Below are 14,112 nucleotides of genomic sequence, written 5' to 3' on the forward strand. Positions count from 1 at the left end.
AGAGAGATTATTTTTAAAGAATAACCTCCCTTTTAAAATCTATATTCTACTCACCTGCTGATTCCAATACCTTCTTCATCTTCTTGGAGAACTCTCTTCTAGGAAGCATGATGCTGTGGTCACACCCCTGGCATTTGATCCTGATATCCATGCCCATTCGGATGATTTTCCAACGGTTGGCTCCGCATGGATGCGGCTTTTTCATTTCAACGACATCGTTCAATTGAAAGCTTTTTGGTTCCATACTGTTTCCTCCCTACTCACTATCAAGCTGTTTTAAGCTGTTCTCGATACTTGCTTCTTCCTGTCTGTTATACATGACCATTCGCGGGAATGGGATTTCAATTCCGTGTTTATCCAGAACCAGTTTAACATCTTTTCGTATCTTACGTGCCATGGCCCAATGCTGCATTGGTGCCGTTTCAGCAATAATCCGCATTACTACATCAGATGCTCCGAGGGTTTGTACACCTAGTAGGTCAGGAGGATTTATTAATTCTTCATATTTTTGCGGCAATGTCTGCAGAAATTCGCTTAATACTTTTTCTGCTTCTTCTATGTTCTCTTCATAAGCTATGCTGACATCCACAATTGCAATGCTATTGTGAATGGAAAAGTTGGTTACCTCGGCAATATTCCCATTTGGAAGGATATGCAGCTCTCCTGTCCAGCTTTTAATCTTGGTTGTACGCAGTCCAATTTCTTCAACAAAACCTTCTGCACTGCCCACCCGTACATAATCACCGACAGAGAACTGATCTTCAAATATAATGAAGAACCCCGTGATGATATCACGAACAAGGTTCTGCGCTCCAAAACCGACTGCCAGTCCGACGATTCCGGCACCGGCTATAAGAGCCCCTATTTCAACCCCCAAGTTGGTTAAAATCATAGTGATTGCTATGAAATAAACAACATAGGTTAATACATTTTCCAAAAGTTTACTTAATGTGGCTTCGCGTCTCTCTGTTATTTTAAAGGGAGATCGCGATCGGGCCCTGAATATATTCCTGATAATTGATTTTCCTACTTTAAGGATGACAGCCGTCAATATTATGATTAAAAGAATCTTTACAGCACCAATACCTATAGTGATCCATAAATCATCGCTGATTAAACGGTCCCAGAATCCCTTCGCTGCTTCCTTTGTGTTCTCAACCGTTTTTCCTACCTCTGCCTTGGCATTTCCATTATTCGCTGCACTCATAAGAATCTCACTCCTATAAAGCTCTCTGAAAATATATTTCATTGTATCAAGTTTATCCTTATTTGAATAGCGCCAAGCAAACTATTAGAAAATTGTTTAAAAAGTCTTAGTTTGTGACAAATACATAATACTATGTATAGATAAGCCTGATTTTCCGTATACTGTTAGTACTATTGCAAAGGAGTGGAAGGAATGAATCTGAAAAAGGGTTTTTTTGAGCGGAAATCCGAGCCATACCGAGTGCTGCATGATGATGAAAAAGCAGCTGCCTCGATTTCTGCGGAACTGCTCACTATGCTTCCGGCAGCCACGAGACCCGTAGTAATCGTTTGTATCGGAACAGACCGCTCAACAGGCGATTCCTTAGGACCACTCGTCGGCACCTTTTTAGAAGAGAAAGTAACGGACGGTTTTCATATTTACGGTACGCTGGATGAACCCATCCATGCTGTCAATCTTGAAGAGAAACTTGCTGAAATCAGGGGGAAGCACCTTAATCCATTTATCATCGGTATTGATGCATGCCTCGGACGATTGAAAAGTGTGGGAGCGATCCAGCTTGGAAACGGCCCTGTAAAGCCCGGTGCAGGGGTGAATAAAGAACTTCCGGATGTGGGGGATATCCATATTACAGGCATTGTCAATGTCAGCGGATTCATGGAGTTCTTTGTTCTGCAGAACACCAGATTGAACCTGGTTCTTAAAATGGCCAGAATCATTTCAGAAGGTATTTACCTGGCAAGCAAGACTCAGCCAAGAAAAGAATCGTTTTTCAAAATCAATATAAATGATGAAAAGCAGCAATTGCTTTAAATAAAAAACACACCAGGCATCTCATTGAAGGCTTAGTGTGTTTTTTTATTATATGATATATTCCTGATATCCATAGATGATGGAAACAATCGCAGCCACGACCACTATGCCCGGAAGAAGGTTGGCAACCCGGATTTTGGTTAATCCAATCAGGTTAAGTCCTATTGCAAAGATCATAATCCCTCCGGCAGAAGTCATTTCAACGATGAAAGAGTCCATGACTGCCTGCGGGACAAAGCGGTCTATTTGTGTCGCAAACAGTGCGATGGTTCCTTGATAAAGGAAGACAGGAATAGCAGAGAACATCACACCAATCCCAAGTGTAGTCGTTAAAATAAGGGAAGTGAAGCCGTCAATGATTGCTTTGGTATAAAGAACATCGTGGGCTCCCCTGATTCCGCTGTCCAGCGCACCGATAACAGCCATTGCCCCGATGACAAATATCAATGTGGCTGTCACAAACCCTTGGGAAATGCTTGTTTCACTGTTTGCCCCAAGCTTCTTCTCCAGCCAGTTCCCTAATGAGTTCAACTTTTCGTCAAGTCCCATCCACTCGCCAATTACTGCACCTAAAACCAGGCTTATAATCACGATAAGAAAGTTTTCACTTTTCATCCCCATCTGCAGCCCGAGTACCATGACAGCCAGGCCAATCGCATACATGACCGTTCCTTTCATGTTCTCAGGTATGCGGTGGAGCAGCTTTCCGAGCAAAGTGCCGATGATGATACATACTCCATTTACAATTGTTCCTAATAGCACCATGAGACGTTCTCCTTTTTCGCTTATCGAAATACTTTCTACTAAAATAGCACTTTTCACCTGACTTGCCTACTATTTTTTTACAATCAGGAGAAAAGAATTATAACACCTTTATGGACAGGCAGAAGACTGAAAATCCTTTTAAATAAAAAAAGAACTAACACACCCAGTGTGTTCAGTTCAAATGGTCATGCTTATTTATCTTCCATATGGCTAAGCAATTCCAGGATACGATTTAGATCTTCTTGAGAGAAGAATTCAAATTCGATCTTTCCTTTTTTCTTGGACTGCTTGATTGAAACGGTGGTACCGAATCTTTCCCGTAAAAGAGTTTCCTGCTCCTTAAGGAACACGTCTTTCTTTTCCAGTTTCTTTGTTTCACGTGAAACATTTTCGTTTAGTTCGTGTATCAGCTTCTCCAACTGCCTTACATTCAGAGAATCCTTGATAATCTTTTCCACGACGGCCTGGAGTTTTTCTTTTTTCCTTAAACCAAGCAGGGCACGCCCATGACCCATCGTGATTTTATCATCAATGATCAGCTGTTGTATTTGCGGCGGAAGAGAGAGAAGGCGTATATGGTTTGCGATATGCGGTCTGCTTTTACCAAGCCGCTTCGCCAGCTGTTCCTGGGTCAAATCAAGCTTATCCATCAATAACTGATATGCATTGCCTTCTTCAATAGGGGAAAGGTCCTCACGCTGAAGATTTTCCAGTACAGCAAGCTCCATCATTTGTTTATCTGTCAATTCCCTGACCACAACCGGAACCTTATCAAGCTTAGCGGCTTTGGCAGCTCTATACCTTCTTTCCCCTACAACAATCTCATAACCTTTTATGCTTTTTCTCGCAATGATTGGCTGAAGAATTCCATGTTCTTTGATCGATGCCTTTAATTCTTCAATTGCTTCAGGTTCAAAAACTTTCCGCGGCTGATATGGATTCGGCCTTAATTCTTTCAAACTTATTTCCTGAACCGCTTCTTCTTTTGCATCAACATTGTTAAATAACGCATTGATTCCTTTACCTAGTCCTTTAGCCATTCGCAGCCACTTCCTTTGCTAGATCTAGATAAACTTCTGCACCCCTGGATTTCGCATCATAAATGATGATAGGTTCTCCATGACTTGGTGCTTCGCTTAACCGAATGTTTCGAGGAACAATGGTACGATATACTTTATCCTGAAAATACTTCTTAACTTCTTCGATTACCTGGATTCCAAGATTGGTACGGGCATCAAGCATCGTGAGCAGGACTCCGTCGATCGCCAGGTCATGATTAAGATGCTTTTGGACCAGTCTGACAGTGCTCAAAAGCTGGCTGAGTCCTTCGAGTGCATAATACTCGCACTGAACCGGGATGATCACAGCATCAGAAGCTGTCAAAGCGTTAATGGTCAATAATCCGAGAGAAGGAGGACAGTCAATAATGATATAATCATAATCATCTTTTACTTTTTCAAGTGCTCTTTTTAAGCGTACCTCTCTGGAAATGGTCGGTACAAGCTCAATTTCTGCACCTGCCAATGAGATGGTAGCCGGAACAGCATATAAACGTTCTACAGTAGTTGGTTTTACAAGATCCTTGACTTCGGCATCATCTACTAAAACATCATATATACATTCCTGGACATCGCCTTTCTCAATACCCACACCGCTTGTGGCATTTCCTTGCGGGTCAATGTCGACAAGCAGCACTTTCTTCCCTATGTATGCTAAACATGCTCCCAAATTTACGGAGGTTGTTGTTTTTCCTACTCCGCCCTTTTGGTTGGTAATGGCAATTATTCTACCCAAGGTTTTCACCTGCCCTTTGAACTTCCAATTCTATTAAGTGAATGATTGAACTAATTTTATTGTCTACCTTCTATTCTATCAAAATTCAGGAATAGTTTGTCTTTCATTTCAAAAAAATTCTATTTCCAATTATTTTGGGTATGCGCATACAAAAAGTGAGAAACCAATAACACGTTTCTCACTGAATATATTTATTAGCATAATAGGAATCTATAAAAATAGCAGGTTAAAATTTATTTTTTCTTGGGAATACGAATTGTGAATTGGTAGTATTCTTCATGTTCCTCTTCTTCGGAATCCAGATTGATCCCGCTGTCAGAAACCATGGATAGGGATTGACGGATGGTATTGACCGCTATCCGCATATCTTTACTGAAGGCACGCCGTTTCGGCTTCGGTTTTTCTTCACCCTCAGAGAGCATTTTATCCACTCTGTCTTCTGTTTGTTTAACGTTAAGATTTTTCTCGATGACTTCCTGAAGCAACGTTATTTGCTTTTCAGGCTTCTTTAATGGAATAAGTGCTCTTGCGTGTCTTTCGGTGATCTGTTTGGCCAGGATGGCTTCCTGTACTTCTTCTGGAAGCTTTAAGAGCCGGAGCTTGTTGGCAACGGTTGATTGGCCTTTACCAAGGCGCTGTGCAAGTGCTTCTTGCGTAAGATTATGAAGTTCAAGCAGCTTTCCGTAAGCAATCGCCTCTTCAATGGGCGACAGCTCTTCCCTTTGCAGGTTCTCTATTAATGCCACAGAAGCTGTTTCTGTGTCTGTCATATTTTTTATGATTGCAGGTACGGTTTCCCATCCAAGCAATGACACAGCCCGGAAACGGCGTTCCCCTGCAATGATCTCATACTGGTTCTCTCCGCTTTCACGCAGGACGATAGGTTGTATGATCCCATGAGTATGAATTGTTCTAGATAGTTCTTCAATCTTCTCTTCGTTAAAGATAGTTCTTGGTTGGAAACGGTTTGGGACAATTTGTGAGATGGGGATATTTTTTACTTCATCTCTATCGCTTACATCATTTGCAGCTGATTCGACTTCCTGATCATTCCCCTGATCTTTTTCTCCCAAGCCAAAAAAACGAGAGAAAGGATGCTTCATCTTCCTACACCACCTTTAAGGAACTCCCTTATTTACTATTCTCTATCATATGACAAGTTCCTGCAATCACTTTGACATTTAAATACATATTAATCGACAGGTTTTTTTACTTCGATAAGGTAACAATTGAGTATAACGTGATTTCCGCTACAGGCGGCCGACTCCGCGGGGCGGGCGTTGAGCCTCCTCGGCTGCGCCTGCGGGGTCTCACCTGTCCCGCTTTTCCCGCAGGAGGTCGGCCACCTTTCGCTCCAATCAACCTGGGAGCTAAGGAAAAAAATATTATATATTCAGGTAAGAACCTTGTTCAAAGTATCCTTTTCGTAATGATTTAATCAAATAATTAGCAGGAACTGGCTGCTGAATATAGATTTCAGGTTGTTACTCTAATGGAAGCTTGTTCGGTGTTCCCGGTTTTCGTGGGTATTTCTTAGGTGTCGGCTTCTCTTTTTGAATAACAATGATGTTTCTTTCACTTTCTTCAATAGGAAGTTGAAAAGAATGAACCTCTTTCAGTTCTCCTCCTAATGTCGTGATGGCTTTCTTTGCGATATTCATTTCATCGGAAGCACTGGCTGCCTTCATTGCAGCAAATGTACCATTTTTCTTTACTAATGGAAGACATAATTCGCTTAAGACCGACATTCTTGCTACAGCTCTTGCGGTAACAAGGTCATATTGTTCCCGATGTTCGGGTTTTCGGGCGAATGTCTCGGCACGGTCATGATAAAAATGAGTGCCATCCAATCCTAACTTATCAGATAAATGATTTAGGAATGTAATTCGCTTGTTTAATGAATCAACAATGCTCACCTCGATTTGAGGGAAGCAGATCTTCAGAGGGATGCTTGGAAAGCCTGCACCTGCCCCAACATCACATACGCGGATTTCACGGTTGAAATCCAGGTAAAAGGATGCTGTGATTGAATCATAAAAGTGCTTAAGGTACACTTCTTCTTTATCTGTGATGGCAGTCAAGTTCATTTTGTTGTTCCATTCAACAAGAGTCTCATAGTACTCCTCGAACTGGGCCAATTGATGTGAAGTCAAATTGATGCCCTTTTCGCTCAACATCTCTGTAAACTGGGTAATGTTCATTGGTTCAATCCTTCCTATAAAGCGCTATTGAAAAGGTTGGTTGATTTCCGTTACAGGATGGACGACTCCGCGGGGCGGGCGGTGAGCCTCCTCGGCTGCGCCTGCGGGGTCTCACCTGTCCCGCTGCTCCCGCAGGAGGTCGCTCATCCTTCCACTCCAATCAACCTGCGTAACAAAGCAGGTTTAAATGATGAATTAAGCTCTTCTTATAAAACTTTTTCATAAAAGCACCAACCCTAATCAAAGAACAGCACTTGAGCCTATATATATCTATTTTTACTCAGCAGATACCTTGGCGATTTTTCCTTGTTCGATGTACACTAGCAAAATTGAAACGTCAGCAGGATTCACTCCTGAGATCCTTGATGCTTGAGCTAATGATAAAGGACGGACTTCTTTCAGTTTCTGCCTCGCTTCTGAAGCCAAACCGTTAATGGCATCATAGTCGATAAGATCAGGAATCTTCTTGTTTTCCATCTTCTTCATCTTGTCTACCTGCTGCAGTGACTTTTCGATGTAGCCTTCGTATTTGATTTGAATTTCAACTTGTTCTTCAATGTCTTCCGTAAGAGGCTCTTCTCTTGGAACTAACATTTTGATATGGCTGTAGTTCATTTCCGGACGGCGAAGGAGGTCGGATGCCAGTATACCGTCTTTCAGTTCGCTTCCGCCCGCTTCTTTGATTACATTTTGTGTCTCTTCATTCGGTTTCAGCCTGATTGACTGCAGGCGCTCTTTTTCTTCTTCAATCAATGCCTTTTTCGTTAAGAAGCGCTCATAACGGTCTTCTGAGATCAGCCCGATTTCATGGCCGATGTCGGTAAGGCGAAGATCGGCATTATCATGGCGGAGAAGCAGACGATATTCTGCACGTGAAGTCAGAAGGCGGTAAGGTTCATTCGTTCCCTTTGTGACCAGGTCATCGATTAAGACGCCGATGTAAGCATCAGAACGATCTAAGATGACTTCATCTTTATCCAATGCTCGGCAGGCAGCGTTGATTCCGGCCATCAATCCTTGTCCGGCAGCTTCTTCATAACCGGAAGTACCATTGATTTGTCCGGCAGTATAAAGATTTTTAATTTTTTTCGTTTCCAATGTCGGCCACAGCTGGGTCGGCACGATGGAATCATACTCAATGGCATATCCGGCTCTCATTAGCTGAGCTTTCTCAAGGCCCGGGATAGTAGCAAGGATTCTCATCTGCACATCTTCAGGAAGGCTCGTTGATAACCCTTGTACATAGACCTCTTGAGTGTGCTTCCCTTCAGGCTCCAGGAAGATCTGATGCCTTGGTTTATCATGGAAACGAACAACTTTATCTTCTATAGAAGGACAATAACGCGGACCGGTGCCTTTGATCATTCCTGAGTACATAGGAGAACGGCTTAAATTATCATCAATCAGCTGGTGTGTTTCAGCATTCGTATAAGTTAACCAGCAAGGCAGCTGATCGGTAATATACTTGGTTGTTTCATAACTGAATGCGCGGGGAACTTCATCACCAGGCTGGATTTCCGTTTTTGAATAATCAATGGTTTTGCTGTTAACCCTTGGCGGTGTACCCGTTTTGAATCTGACCATATCAAAACCAAGCTCCTGCAAGTGCTCTGACAGCTTGATGGATGGCTGCTGATTGTTCGGGCCGCTTGAGTATTTCAAATCTCCAAGAATGATTTCACCTCGAAGGAATGTTCCTGTCGTAATGACGACTGTTTTTGCGCGGTAGCTTGCTCCTGTTTGAGTCACAACCCCTTTACATTCGTCATCTTCAATGATGAGGCTTTCCACCATTCCCTGTAAAAGTGTCATATTGGGTTCGTTCTCGATTGTCTTTTTCATTTCATGCTGATAGGCAAACTTGTCTGCCTGTGCTCTTAATGCCCTGACGGCTGGGCCTTTTCCTGTATTCAACATACGCATTTGGATATGGGTCTTATCAATATTTCTGCCCATTTCTCCTCCAAGTGCATCAATCTCCCTGACGACGATTCCTTTTGCGGGTCCGCCGACGGAAGGATTACACGGCATGAATGCAACCATGTCGAGATTGATGGTGACCATCAGGGTTTTTGCACCCATTCTCGCGGCTGCCAATCCTGCTTCTACTCCAGCATGGCCTGCACCGATAACGATGACATCAAATTGTCCTGCTTCATATTGCATCGTTTTATGTTTCCTCCTTACTAATGGTGTTTCTTATATTTGAATAAGTACTTTCGACGAAACTGTATCACTTTCCTAAACAGAATTGAGAGAAGAGTTGATCGATCAAGCTCTCGTGTACACTATCTCCTATGATTTCACCGAGCAGTTCCCAAGTTCGTGTCAGATCAATTTGGGCAATATCAATCGGAGTTCCCATTTCTACTCCATTAATGGCTTCATCAATGGCTGCATGAGCTTGATTCAGCAAAGCAATATGGCGGCTGTTGGATACATAGGTCATATCCCCCGCTTCAATCGACCCTGCAAAGAATAATGAAGAAATAGCTTCTTCCAGCTCATCAATTCCTTGTTCCTCCAGTAGGGACGTTGTCACAATGGCATGTTCAGATGCCAATTCTTTCACCCTGTCCATATCTATTTTTTGAGGCAGATCGGTTTTATTAACAATAACAATGACATCCATGCCTTCAACTGCTTTAAACAGCTGTTCATCTTCATGAGTGAACTCATCTGAATAATTAAGGACAAGCAGGATTAAATCGGCTTCTTTAAGAACTTGTCTGGACCGTTCGACACCAATTCTTTCTACAATATCTTCCGTCTCCCTGATACCTGCTGTATCGACGAGCCTGAGTGGAACCCCACGTACATTTACATACTCTTCAATGACATCACGCGTAGTACCCGGGATATCTGTGACGATTGCCTTGTTTTCATGGACCAGACTATTGAGAAGTGAAGACTTCCCAACATTGGGCCTCCCGATAATAACCGTTGAAAGTCCTTCTCTTAAAATTTTGCCCTGTTCCGAGGTACGAAGGAGCTTTTCAATCTCATCGCGAACATATTTAGATTTCTCAAGCAGGACTCCATGCGTCATCTCTTCGACATCATCATATTCAGGATAGTCGATGTTCACTTCCACATGGGCAAGTGTTTCAAGAATTTCCTGGCGCAGCTTCCGGATCAATTTCGATAAGCGGCCCTCCATCTGGTTCAGAGCGACATTCATTGCCCGGTCTGTTTTCGCCCTGATCAAATCCATGACAGCTTCTGCTTGAGACAGATCGACTCTTCCATTTAGGAAGGCTCTCTTCGTAAACTCACCCGGCTCTGCCAAACGGGCTCCATATTTCAGGACAAGCTGCAACACTTTGTTGACAGAGACCAATCCGCCGTGGCAGTTAATTTCAATGATATCTTCCCGAGTAAAGGTTTTTGGGCCTTTCATGACTGACATCATGACTTCCTCTACGATATCTCCCGTAGATGGATCGACGATATGTCCGTAGTTAATTGTATGCGAAGCGAAATCATGGACAGAATTCCCCTTAATTCCTTTAAAGACTCTGTCAGCTATATCGAAGGCTTCATCTCCGCTCAGCCGGACAATTGCAATCGCTCCTTCACCCATTGGGGTAGAAATGGCTGCTACTGTATCAAATTCCATCTCTATCACCTCTTTTCTTACAGTTTAATTTTTTTCGAACACAACAAATGCTCCGGTACGGCTTTTTTAATAAGGTAGCCATTCCGGGAATAAAATATCTATATTATTGAACGATTTATTTATAGGCGTTAAATCCTCTAAATGGTTAGAATATCATAATACCCATCAATGCAAAAGTTTGGGTTCTCATTTATCCACAAAGACACTTTCCTCATTCTATCATTTTAACTTATCCACATGTGAATAACAATAAAGCGAATCTTTCTTCTGTAACCTATTTTTTTCTTAAAAGGATCGTTGGGATGATTTCCACTCCAGGCGAGTGACTCCGCGGGGCGGGCGGTGAGCCTCCTCGGCTGCGCCTGCGGGGTCTCTCCTGTCCCGCTAATCCCGCAGGAGGTCACTCACCCTCCGTTCCAATCAACACTTTGTTAAAAAAAGTCGGTTTTAAAGATGGGTATCAAAGAGTGTAAGAGGGAATAGTCACGGAAGAAAAAGAATAAATTTTATATAATTTTGTCTTAAGAACAGATATAGACCATTTATTGCGGTGGCAAACTTGGTTTCTAAGTCAATGAGAACTAGATTAACATTGATTCAGCCAGTAAATTATCCTAGATTATTAATTGTAAATAAAAAAATCCAGGCTGATTTCCAGCCTGGATTTTTCTATCTTTTTATCTTTTTGGAGCTATTACGATATAACGGTTCGGTTCAGAGCCTTCTGAGAAAGTATCAACTTTTTTCGATTTCACCAATGCAGAATGGATCACTTTCCGTTCGTAAGACGGCATCGGTTCCAATGACACTTTCCGATTGGTTCGCACCACTTTCTCAGCAAGTCTTTGTGCTAGGTTCGAGAGCGTCTGCTTACGTCTTTCTCGGTAATTTTCAGCATCCAAAACCACTGTAAGAAATTGATCTGAATATCGATTGGCTACAAGACCGGCCAAATGCTGCAGGGAATTCAATGTTTGGCCCCTCTTTCCGATCAGCAGGGCGATTTTTTCGCCTGACAATTGGAATTCAGCATCCCGGCCATCCACTTTCATATCAATTTGAATGTCGATTCCCATCATTTTACTGATAGAGATCAAATAATTCCTTACTTCGTTGAATGGATTGATGATCTTCTTCACAAGAACTTTTGCAGGACGTGATCCAAAAAGACCGAACAGGCCCTTTTTGCCTTCATCCTGCACTTCAATTTCTGCTTCTTCTCTAGTGATGTTCAATTGAGCTAATGCGGATTCCACTGCTTCTTCGACCGATGGACCAGTAGCAGTTACTTCTCTCACTTTTTGGCTCCTCCATTTTTGGCAAGTTCTTTCTGTTCTTTAATATCAGGCCCTTTAATGAAGTATGTTTGAGCAATCATGAATAGGTTACCCACTACCCAGTATAAAGAAAGAGCTGCTGGGAAGTTGATCGCAAAGATGATGATCATGACCGGCATGATATAAAGCATCATCGCCATCTGCGGGTTTTGATTCGCTGTACCAGCCATCATCAATTTCTGCTGGATGAATGTAGTCGCACCAGCGATCAACGGCAGCAGATAAAACGGATCCGGCTGGCCAAGGTCAAACCAAAGGAACGTATGATTCTTGATTTCCTCAGTACGGCTGATGGCATGGTAAAAACCGATTAGGATCGGCATCTGAACGATCAAAGGAAAACATCCAGCCAAAGGATTGACACCGTGCTTTTGGAAAAGTCCCATTGTTTCCTGCTGTAACTTTTGCTGTGTCTGTGCATCTTTTGAGCTGTATTTTTCACGAAGTTTTTGCATTTCAGGCTGAAGTGCCTGCATAGCTTTTGAATTTTTCGTCTGCTTGATCATCAATGGCAGAATAGCCAGACGGATGATCAATGTAACCAGGATAATTCCCAATCCATAATTCCCGCCAAAAAATTCCGAAACTTTGGTAATTAATAATGATAAAGGATAGACAATGTACTCATTCCAAAAACCCGTGCTATCCGCCGTAATCGGTTGGTTGTATTGCGTACATCCTGACAGGAATGCTGCAAGTCCAATCAAGACCAGCACAGCTAATAATCTTTTTTTCACCCTCTGCTTCCTCCTGTATATCTGTTTTGTTTGGACAATCTGGCTTGTCCCTCTAAAATTCCGATTATCTGGATTTCAATTACCGGAAATCGTGCAAACACAGAGATATTGTAACATCTTTTACTGTTCCTATGCTGTAGAAACTTGTCTAAGTTCTTACGATTTTCCTATCTCTTTTTGTCGGGCTGTGCTTGCTGACTGACTTTTAAAGCCTTGCTTTTCTTCAAAACATGGATCAAACTTTTCTTGATTTCATGGAAATCCATATCGGCCGCCGGTTTCCTGGCGATAATAACGTAATCATAGTCATTTTTCACTTCATCTTTCAATTCAAGGAAAACCTGTCTTATATATCGCTTGATCTGATTACGGACGACAGCGTTTCCAATTTTCTTGCTGACAGAAAGACCTATCCGGAAGAATGGCTGGTCTTCTTTTTTCAGTCTGTAAACAACAAACTGTCTGTTAGCAATCGAGGTCCCCTTCTTGAAAACCTCTTGAAACTCAGTATTCTTTTTTACTCGTTGTTCTTTTCGCATTTACCCACCTGCTATTTTAAAAGTAAGCCTGTTACCTGTTTTCTCTATTATAGAAAGTTTTATACTTCGGCTGGTCTCCAAGGGGGCTCCCTTAAATGGATAGAAGCTTTTTTTCTCTACAATAATTGAAAAAAGACCACTGATAAATTCAGTGGCCTAGGCAGATAATACTTTTCTTCCTTTTTGACGACGGCGAGCTAGAACCTTACGTCCGTTTTTAGAGCTCATACGTGCACGGAAACCGTGGTTTTTGCTTCTTTTACGAGAATTTGGTTGAAACGTTCTTTTCATATATGACACCTCCCTAAAGGAATGGATAAAATTATAGGTTTAAGACAGTCTTTTCAATTATAAAGAGAGGGACAATAAATGTCAATACCACCTCTTTTTAATTTTGGCAAGAAAGTTATCCAGAAATTATGATTGTGAATTTCGGATTTCCGCTTCCATCAACCTTTAGATCTCACTAACGTTTTAATTTTATCAAAAATTAAAGCATAGTTAACTCAAATCATAAATTTACCATCTTTCTTTCCTGCCTCTTTTTTAATTCCCTATTAAATTTCTCTGTCACTCTTCATGCATTTTGGCTGCAGACTTAAAATTTACCCGACTGGATCTCCAGCAAAATATTCTTCTTTTAAAAAATGTACATTTCCTATAAAAAATCGGGCTCCACACCCCTTGTGGATATTTTTCGACACGAAAATAAACTATCCACAGCACATATTGACACCTTTTTCACAAATAAATACCCTGTGGAAAAGTTTTTTCAACAAGAAAAGGGTATTGTGGATAAACTTTAAAAGTCATTGCAACCGTAAGGATATTCTGATATGATTATTGTGTTTTCACTCTGAATTACTATTGTTGGCAAAATACGTTATCCACAATTGGTGGATAACTTGTGGATAGTTTATACAGAGCCTTTGTAAAAGGTTGTCCACAAAAGGTGGATATTGTCGAATAACCGTTTTTCTTCCTTATTATATATTTTTCCACATTCATAGTTTTGTATTTTTATGAATCACAAACAATCACTAGAGAGTCAGGTTGTACAAATGCTGTACATACTCTTAGAGGAAAAGGAGGGGACCAGT

Annotated in this window: 14 protein-coding genes; 1 reads left to right on the forward strand and 13 read right to left on the reverse strand. The window is 41.7% G+C overall.

Annotation, left to right across the window (positions count from 1 at the left end; all coding sequences use genetic code 11):
- Positions 1-46: 46 nt before the first annotated feature.
- Together ACOJQI_RS22730 and ACOJQI_RS22735 are read right to left on the reverse strand one after the other, a co-directional pair.
- Positions 47-244 (reverse strand): DUF951 domain-containing protein, encoded by a 198-nt coding sequence (locus tag ACOJQI_RS22730; protein WP_421382426.1) that lies wholly within the window; start codon positions 242-244, stop codon positions 47-49.
- Between the two features lie 12 nt (positions 245-256).
- Positions 257-1,207: a mechanosensitive ion channel family protein gene (locus ACOJQI_RS22735; RefSeq protein ID WP_421382428.1), complete on the reverse strand. Its 951-nt coding sequence runs from the start codon at positions 1,205-1,207 to the stop codon at positions 257-259.
- A gap of 192 nt (positions 1,208-1,399) precedes the next feature.
- Here ACOJQI_RS22735 and yyaC point away from each other — a divergent pair, with 192 nt between their 5' ends.
- On the forward strand, positions 1,400-2,020 hold the full coding sequence (yyaC, locus tag ACOJQI_RS22740) for a spore protease YyaC (protein ID WP_421382430.1): 621 nt from the start codon (positions 1,400-1,402) through the stop codon (positions 2,018-2,020).
- Between the two features lie 48 nt (positions 2,021-2,068).
- Here yyaC and ACOJQI_RS22745 read toward each other — a convergent pair whose 3' ends face one another.
- The 11 genes from ACOJQI_RS22745 to rpmH form a co-directional block, all read right to left on the reverse strand.
- The gene (locus tag ACOJQI_RS22745; RefSeq protein ID WP_421382432.1) at positions 2,069-2,785 is read right to left on the reverse strand and encodes a DUF554 domain-containing protein; all 717 of its coding nucleotides are present in this window, start codon (positions 2,783-2,785) and stop codon (positions 2,069-2,071) included.
- A 191-nt stretch (positions 2,786-2,976) separates the two neighbouring features.
- Entirely contained in the window at positions 2,977-3,825 is an 849-nt protein-coding gene (locus ACOJQI_RS22750) for a ParB/RepB/Spo0J family partition protein (RefSeq protein WP_421382434.1), read from the reverse strand.
- Positions 3,818-4,579, reverse strand: a complete 762-nt coding sequence (locus ACOJQI_RS22755) for a ParA family protein (protein WP_421382436.1) — start codon at positions 4,577-4,579, stop codon at positions 3,818-3,820. The genes ACOJQI_RS22750 and ACOJQI_RS22755 overlap by 8 nt, the downstream gene beginning before the upstream one ends.
- A 233-nt stretch (positions 4,580-4,812) precedes the next feature.
- Positions 4,813-5,682, reverse strand: coding sequence for a nucleoid occlusion protein (gene noc, locus ACOJQI_RS22760; RefSeq protein WP_421382438.1), 870 nt, complete (start codon positions 5,680-5,682; stop codon positions 4,813-4,815).
- 381 nt (positions 5,683-6,063) lie between these two features.
- Complete coding sequence (gene rsmG, locus ACOJQI_RS22765; RefSeq protein WP_421382440.1) at positions 6,064-6,780, reverse strand: 16S rRNA (guanine(527)-N(7))-methyltransferase RsmG; 717 nt, start codon at positions 6,778-6,780, stop codon at positions 6,064-6,066.
- 276 nt (positions 6,781-7,056) lie between these two features.
- Entirely contained in the window at positions 7,057-8,946 is a 1,890-nt protein-coding gene (gene mnmG / locus ACOJQI_RS22770) for a tRNA uridine-5-carboxymethylaminomethyl(34) synthesis enzyme MnmG (protein ID WP_421382441.1), read from the reverse strand.
- Positions 8,947-9,013: 67 nt separating this feature from the next.
- Positions 9,014-10,399 (reverse strand): tRNA uridine-5-carboxymethylaminomethyl(34) synthesis GTPase MnmE, encoded by a 1,386-nt coding sequence (gene mnmE, locus ACOJQI_RS22775; RefSeq protein WP_421382442.1) that lies wholly within the window; start codon positions 10,397-10,399, stop codon positions 9,014-9,016.
- A gap of 677 nt (positions 10,400-11,076) precedes the next feature.
- Entirely contained in the window at positions 11,077-11,697 is a 621-nt protein-coding gene (gene jag / locus ACOJQI_RS22780) for an RNA-binding cell elongation regulator Jag/EloR (RefSeq protein ID WP_421382444.1), read from the reverse strand.
- Positions 11,694-12,452 (reverse strand): YidC family membrane integrase SpoIIIJ, encoded by a 759-nt coding sequence (spoIIIJ, locus tag ACOJQI_RS22785; RefSeq protein WP_421385541.1) that lies wholly within the window; start codon positions 12,450-12,452, stop codon positions 11,694-11,696. The genes jag and spoIIIJ overlap by 4 nt, the downstream gene beginning before the upstream one ends.
- Before the next feature lie 188 nt (positions 12,453-12,640).
- Positions 12,641-13,012 carry a ribonuclease P protein component gene (gene rnpA, locus ACOJQI_RS22790; RefSeq protein ID WP_421382446.1) on the reverse strand — a complete coding sequence of 124 codons (372 nt, stop codon included), beginning with the start codon at positions 13,010-13,012 and terminating at the stop codon, positions 12,641-12,643.
- Between the two features lie 156 nt (positions 13,013-13,168).
- Positions 13,169-13,303: a 50S ribosomal protein L34 gene (rpmH, locus tag ACOJQI_RS22795; protein ID WP_006837292.1), complete on the reverse strand. Its 135-nt coding sequence runs from the start codon at positions 13,301-13,303 to the stop codon at positions 13,169-13,171.
- Positions 13,304-14,112 lie beyond the last annotated feature (809 nt).

Source organism: Bacillus salacetis (assembly GCF_049177075.1).
GTDB classification, from domain to species: Bacteria; Bacillota; Bacilli; order Bacillales; family Bacillaceae_B; genus Rossellomorea; species Rossellomorea salacetis_A.

What these genes read in the sequence shown, in the direction of transcription:
- ACOJQI_RS22730 (WP_421382426.1), bottom strand. Translation starts at nt 244, where the DNA reads ATGGAACCAAAAAGCTTTCAATTGAACGATGTCGTTGAAATGAAAAAG.
- mnmG (WP_421382441.1), bottom strand. Translation starts at nt 8,946, where the DNA reads ATGCAATATGAAGCAGGACAATTTGATGTCATCGTTATCGGTGCAGGC.
- mnmE (WP_421382442.1), bottom strand. Translation starts at nt 10,399, where the DNA reads ATGGAATTTGATACAGTAGCAGCCATTTCTACCCCAATGGGTGAAGGA.
- rsmG (WP_421382440.1), bottom strand. Translation starts at nt 6,780, where the DNA reads ATGAACATTACCCAGTTTACAGAGATGTTGAGCGAAAAGGGCATCAAT.
- ACOJQI_RS22750 (WP_421382434.1), bottom strand. Translation starts at nt 3,825, where the DNA reads ATGGCTAAAGGACTAGGTAAAGGAATCAATGCGTTATTTAACAATGTT.
- noc (WP_421382438.1), bottom strand. Translation starts at nt 5,682, where the DNA reads ATGAAGCATCCTTTCTCTCGTTTTTTTGGCTTGGGAGAAAAAGATCAG.
- ACOJQI_RS22745 (WP_421382432.1), bottom strand. Translation starts at nt 2,785, where the DNA reads ATGGTGCTATTAGGAACAATTGTAAATGGAGTATGTATCATCATCGGC.
- rpmH (WP_006837292.1), bottom strand. Translation starts at nt 13,303, where the DNA reads ATGAAAAGAACGTTTCAACCAAATTCTCGTAAAAGAAGCAAAAACCAC.
- ACOJQI_RS22735 (WP_421382428.1), bottom strand. Translation starts at nt 1,207, where the DNA reads ATGAGTGCAGCGAATAATGGAAATGCCAAGGCAGAGGTAGGAAAAACG.
- rnpA (WP_421382446.1), bottom strand. Translation starts at nt 13,012, where the DNA reads ATGCGAAAAGAACAACGAGTAAAAAAGAATACTGAGTTTCAAGAGGTT.
- yyaC (WP_421382430.1), top strand. Translation starts at nt 1,400, where the DNA reads ATGAATCTGAAAAAGGGTTTTTTTGAGCGGAAATCCGAGCCATACCGA.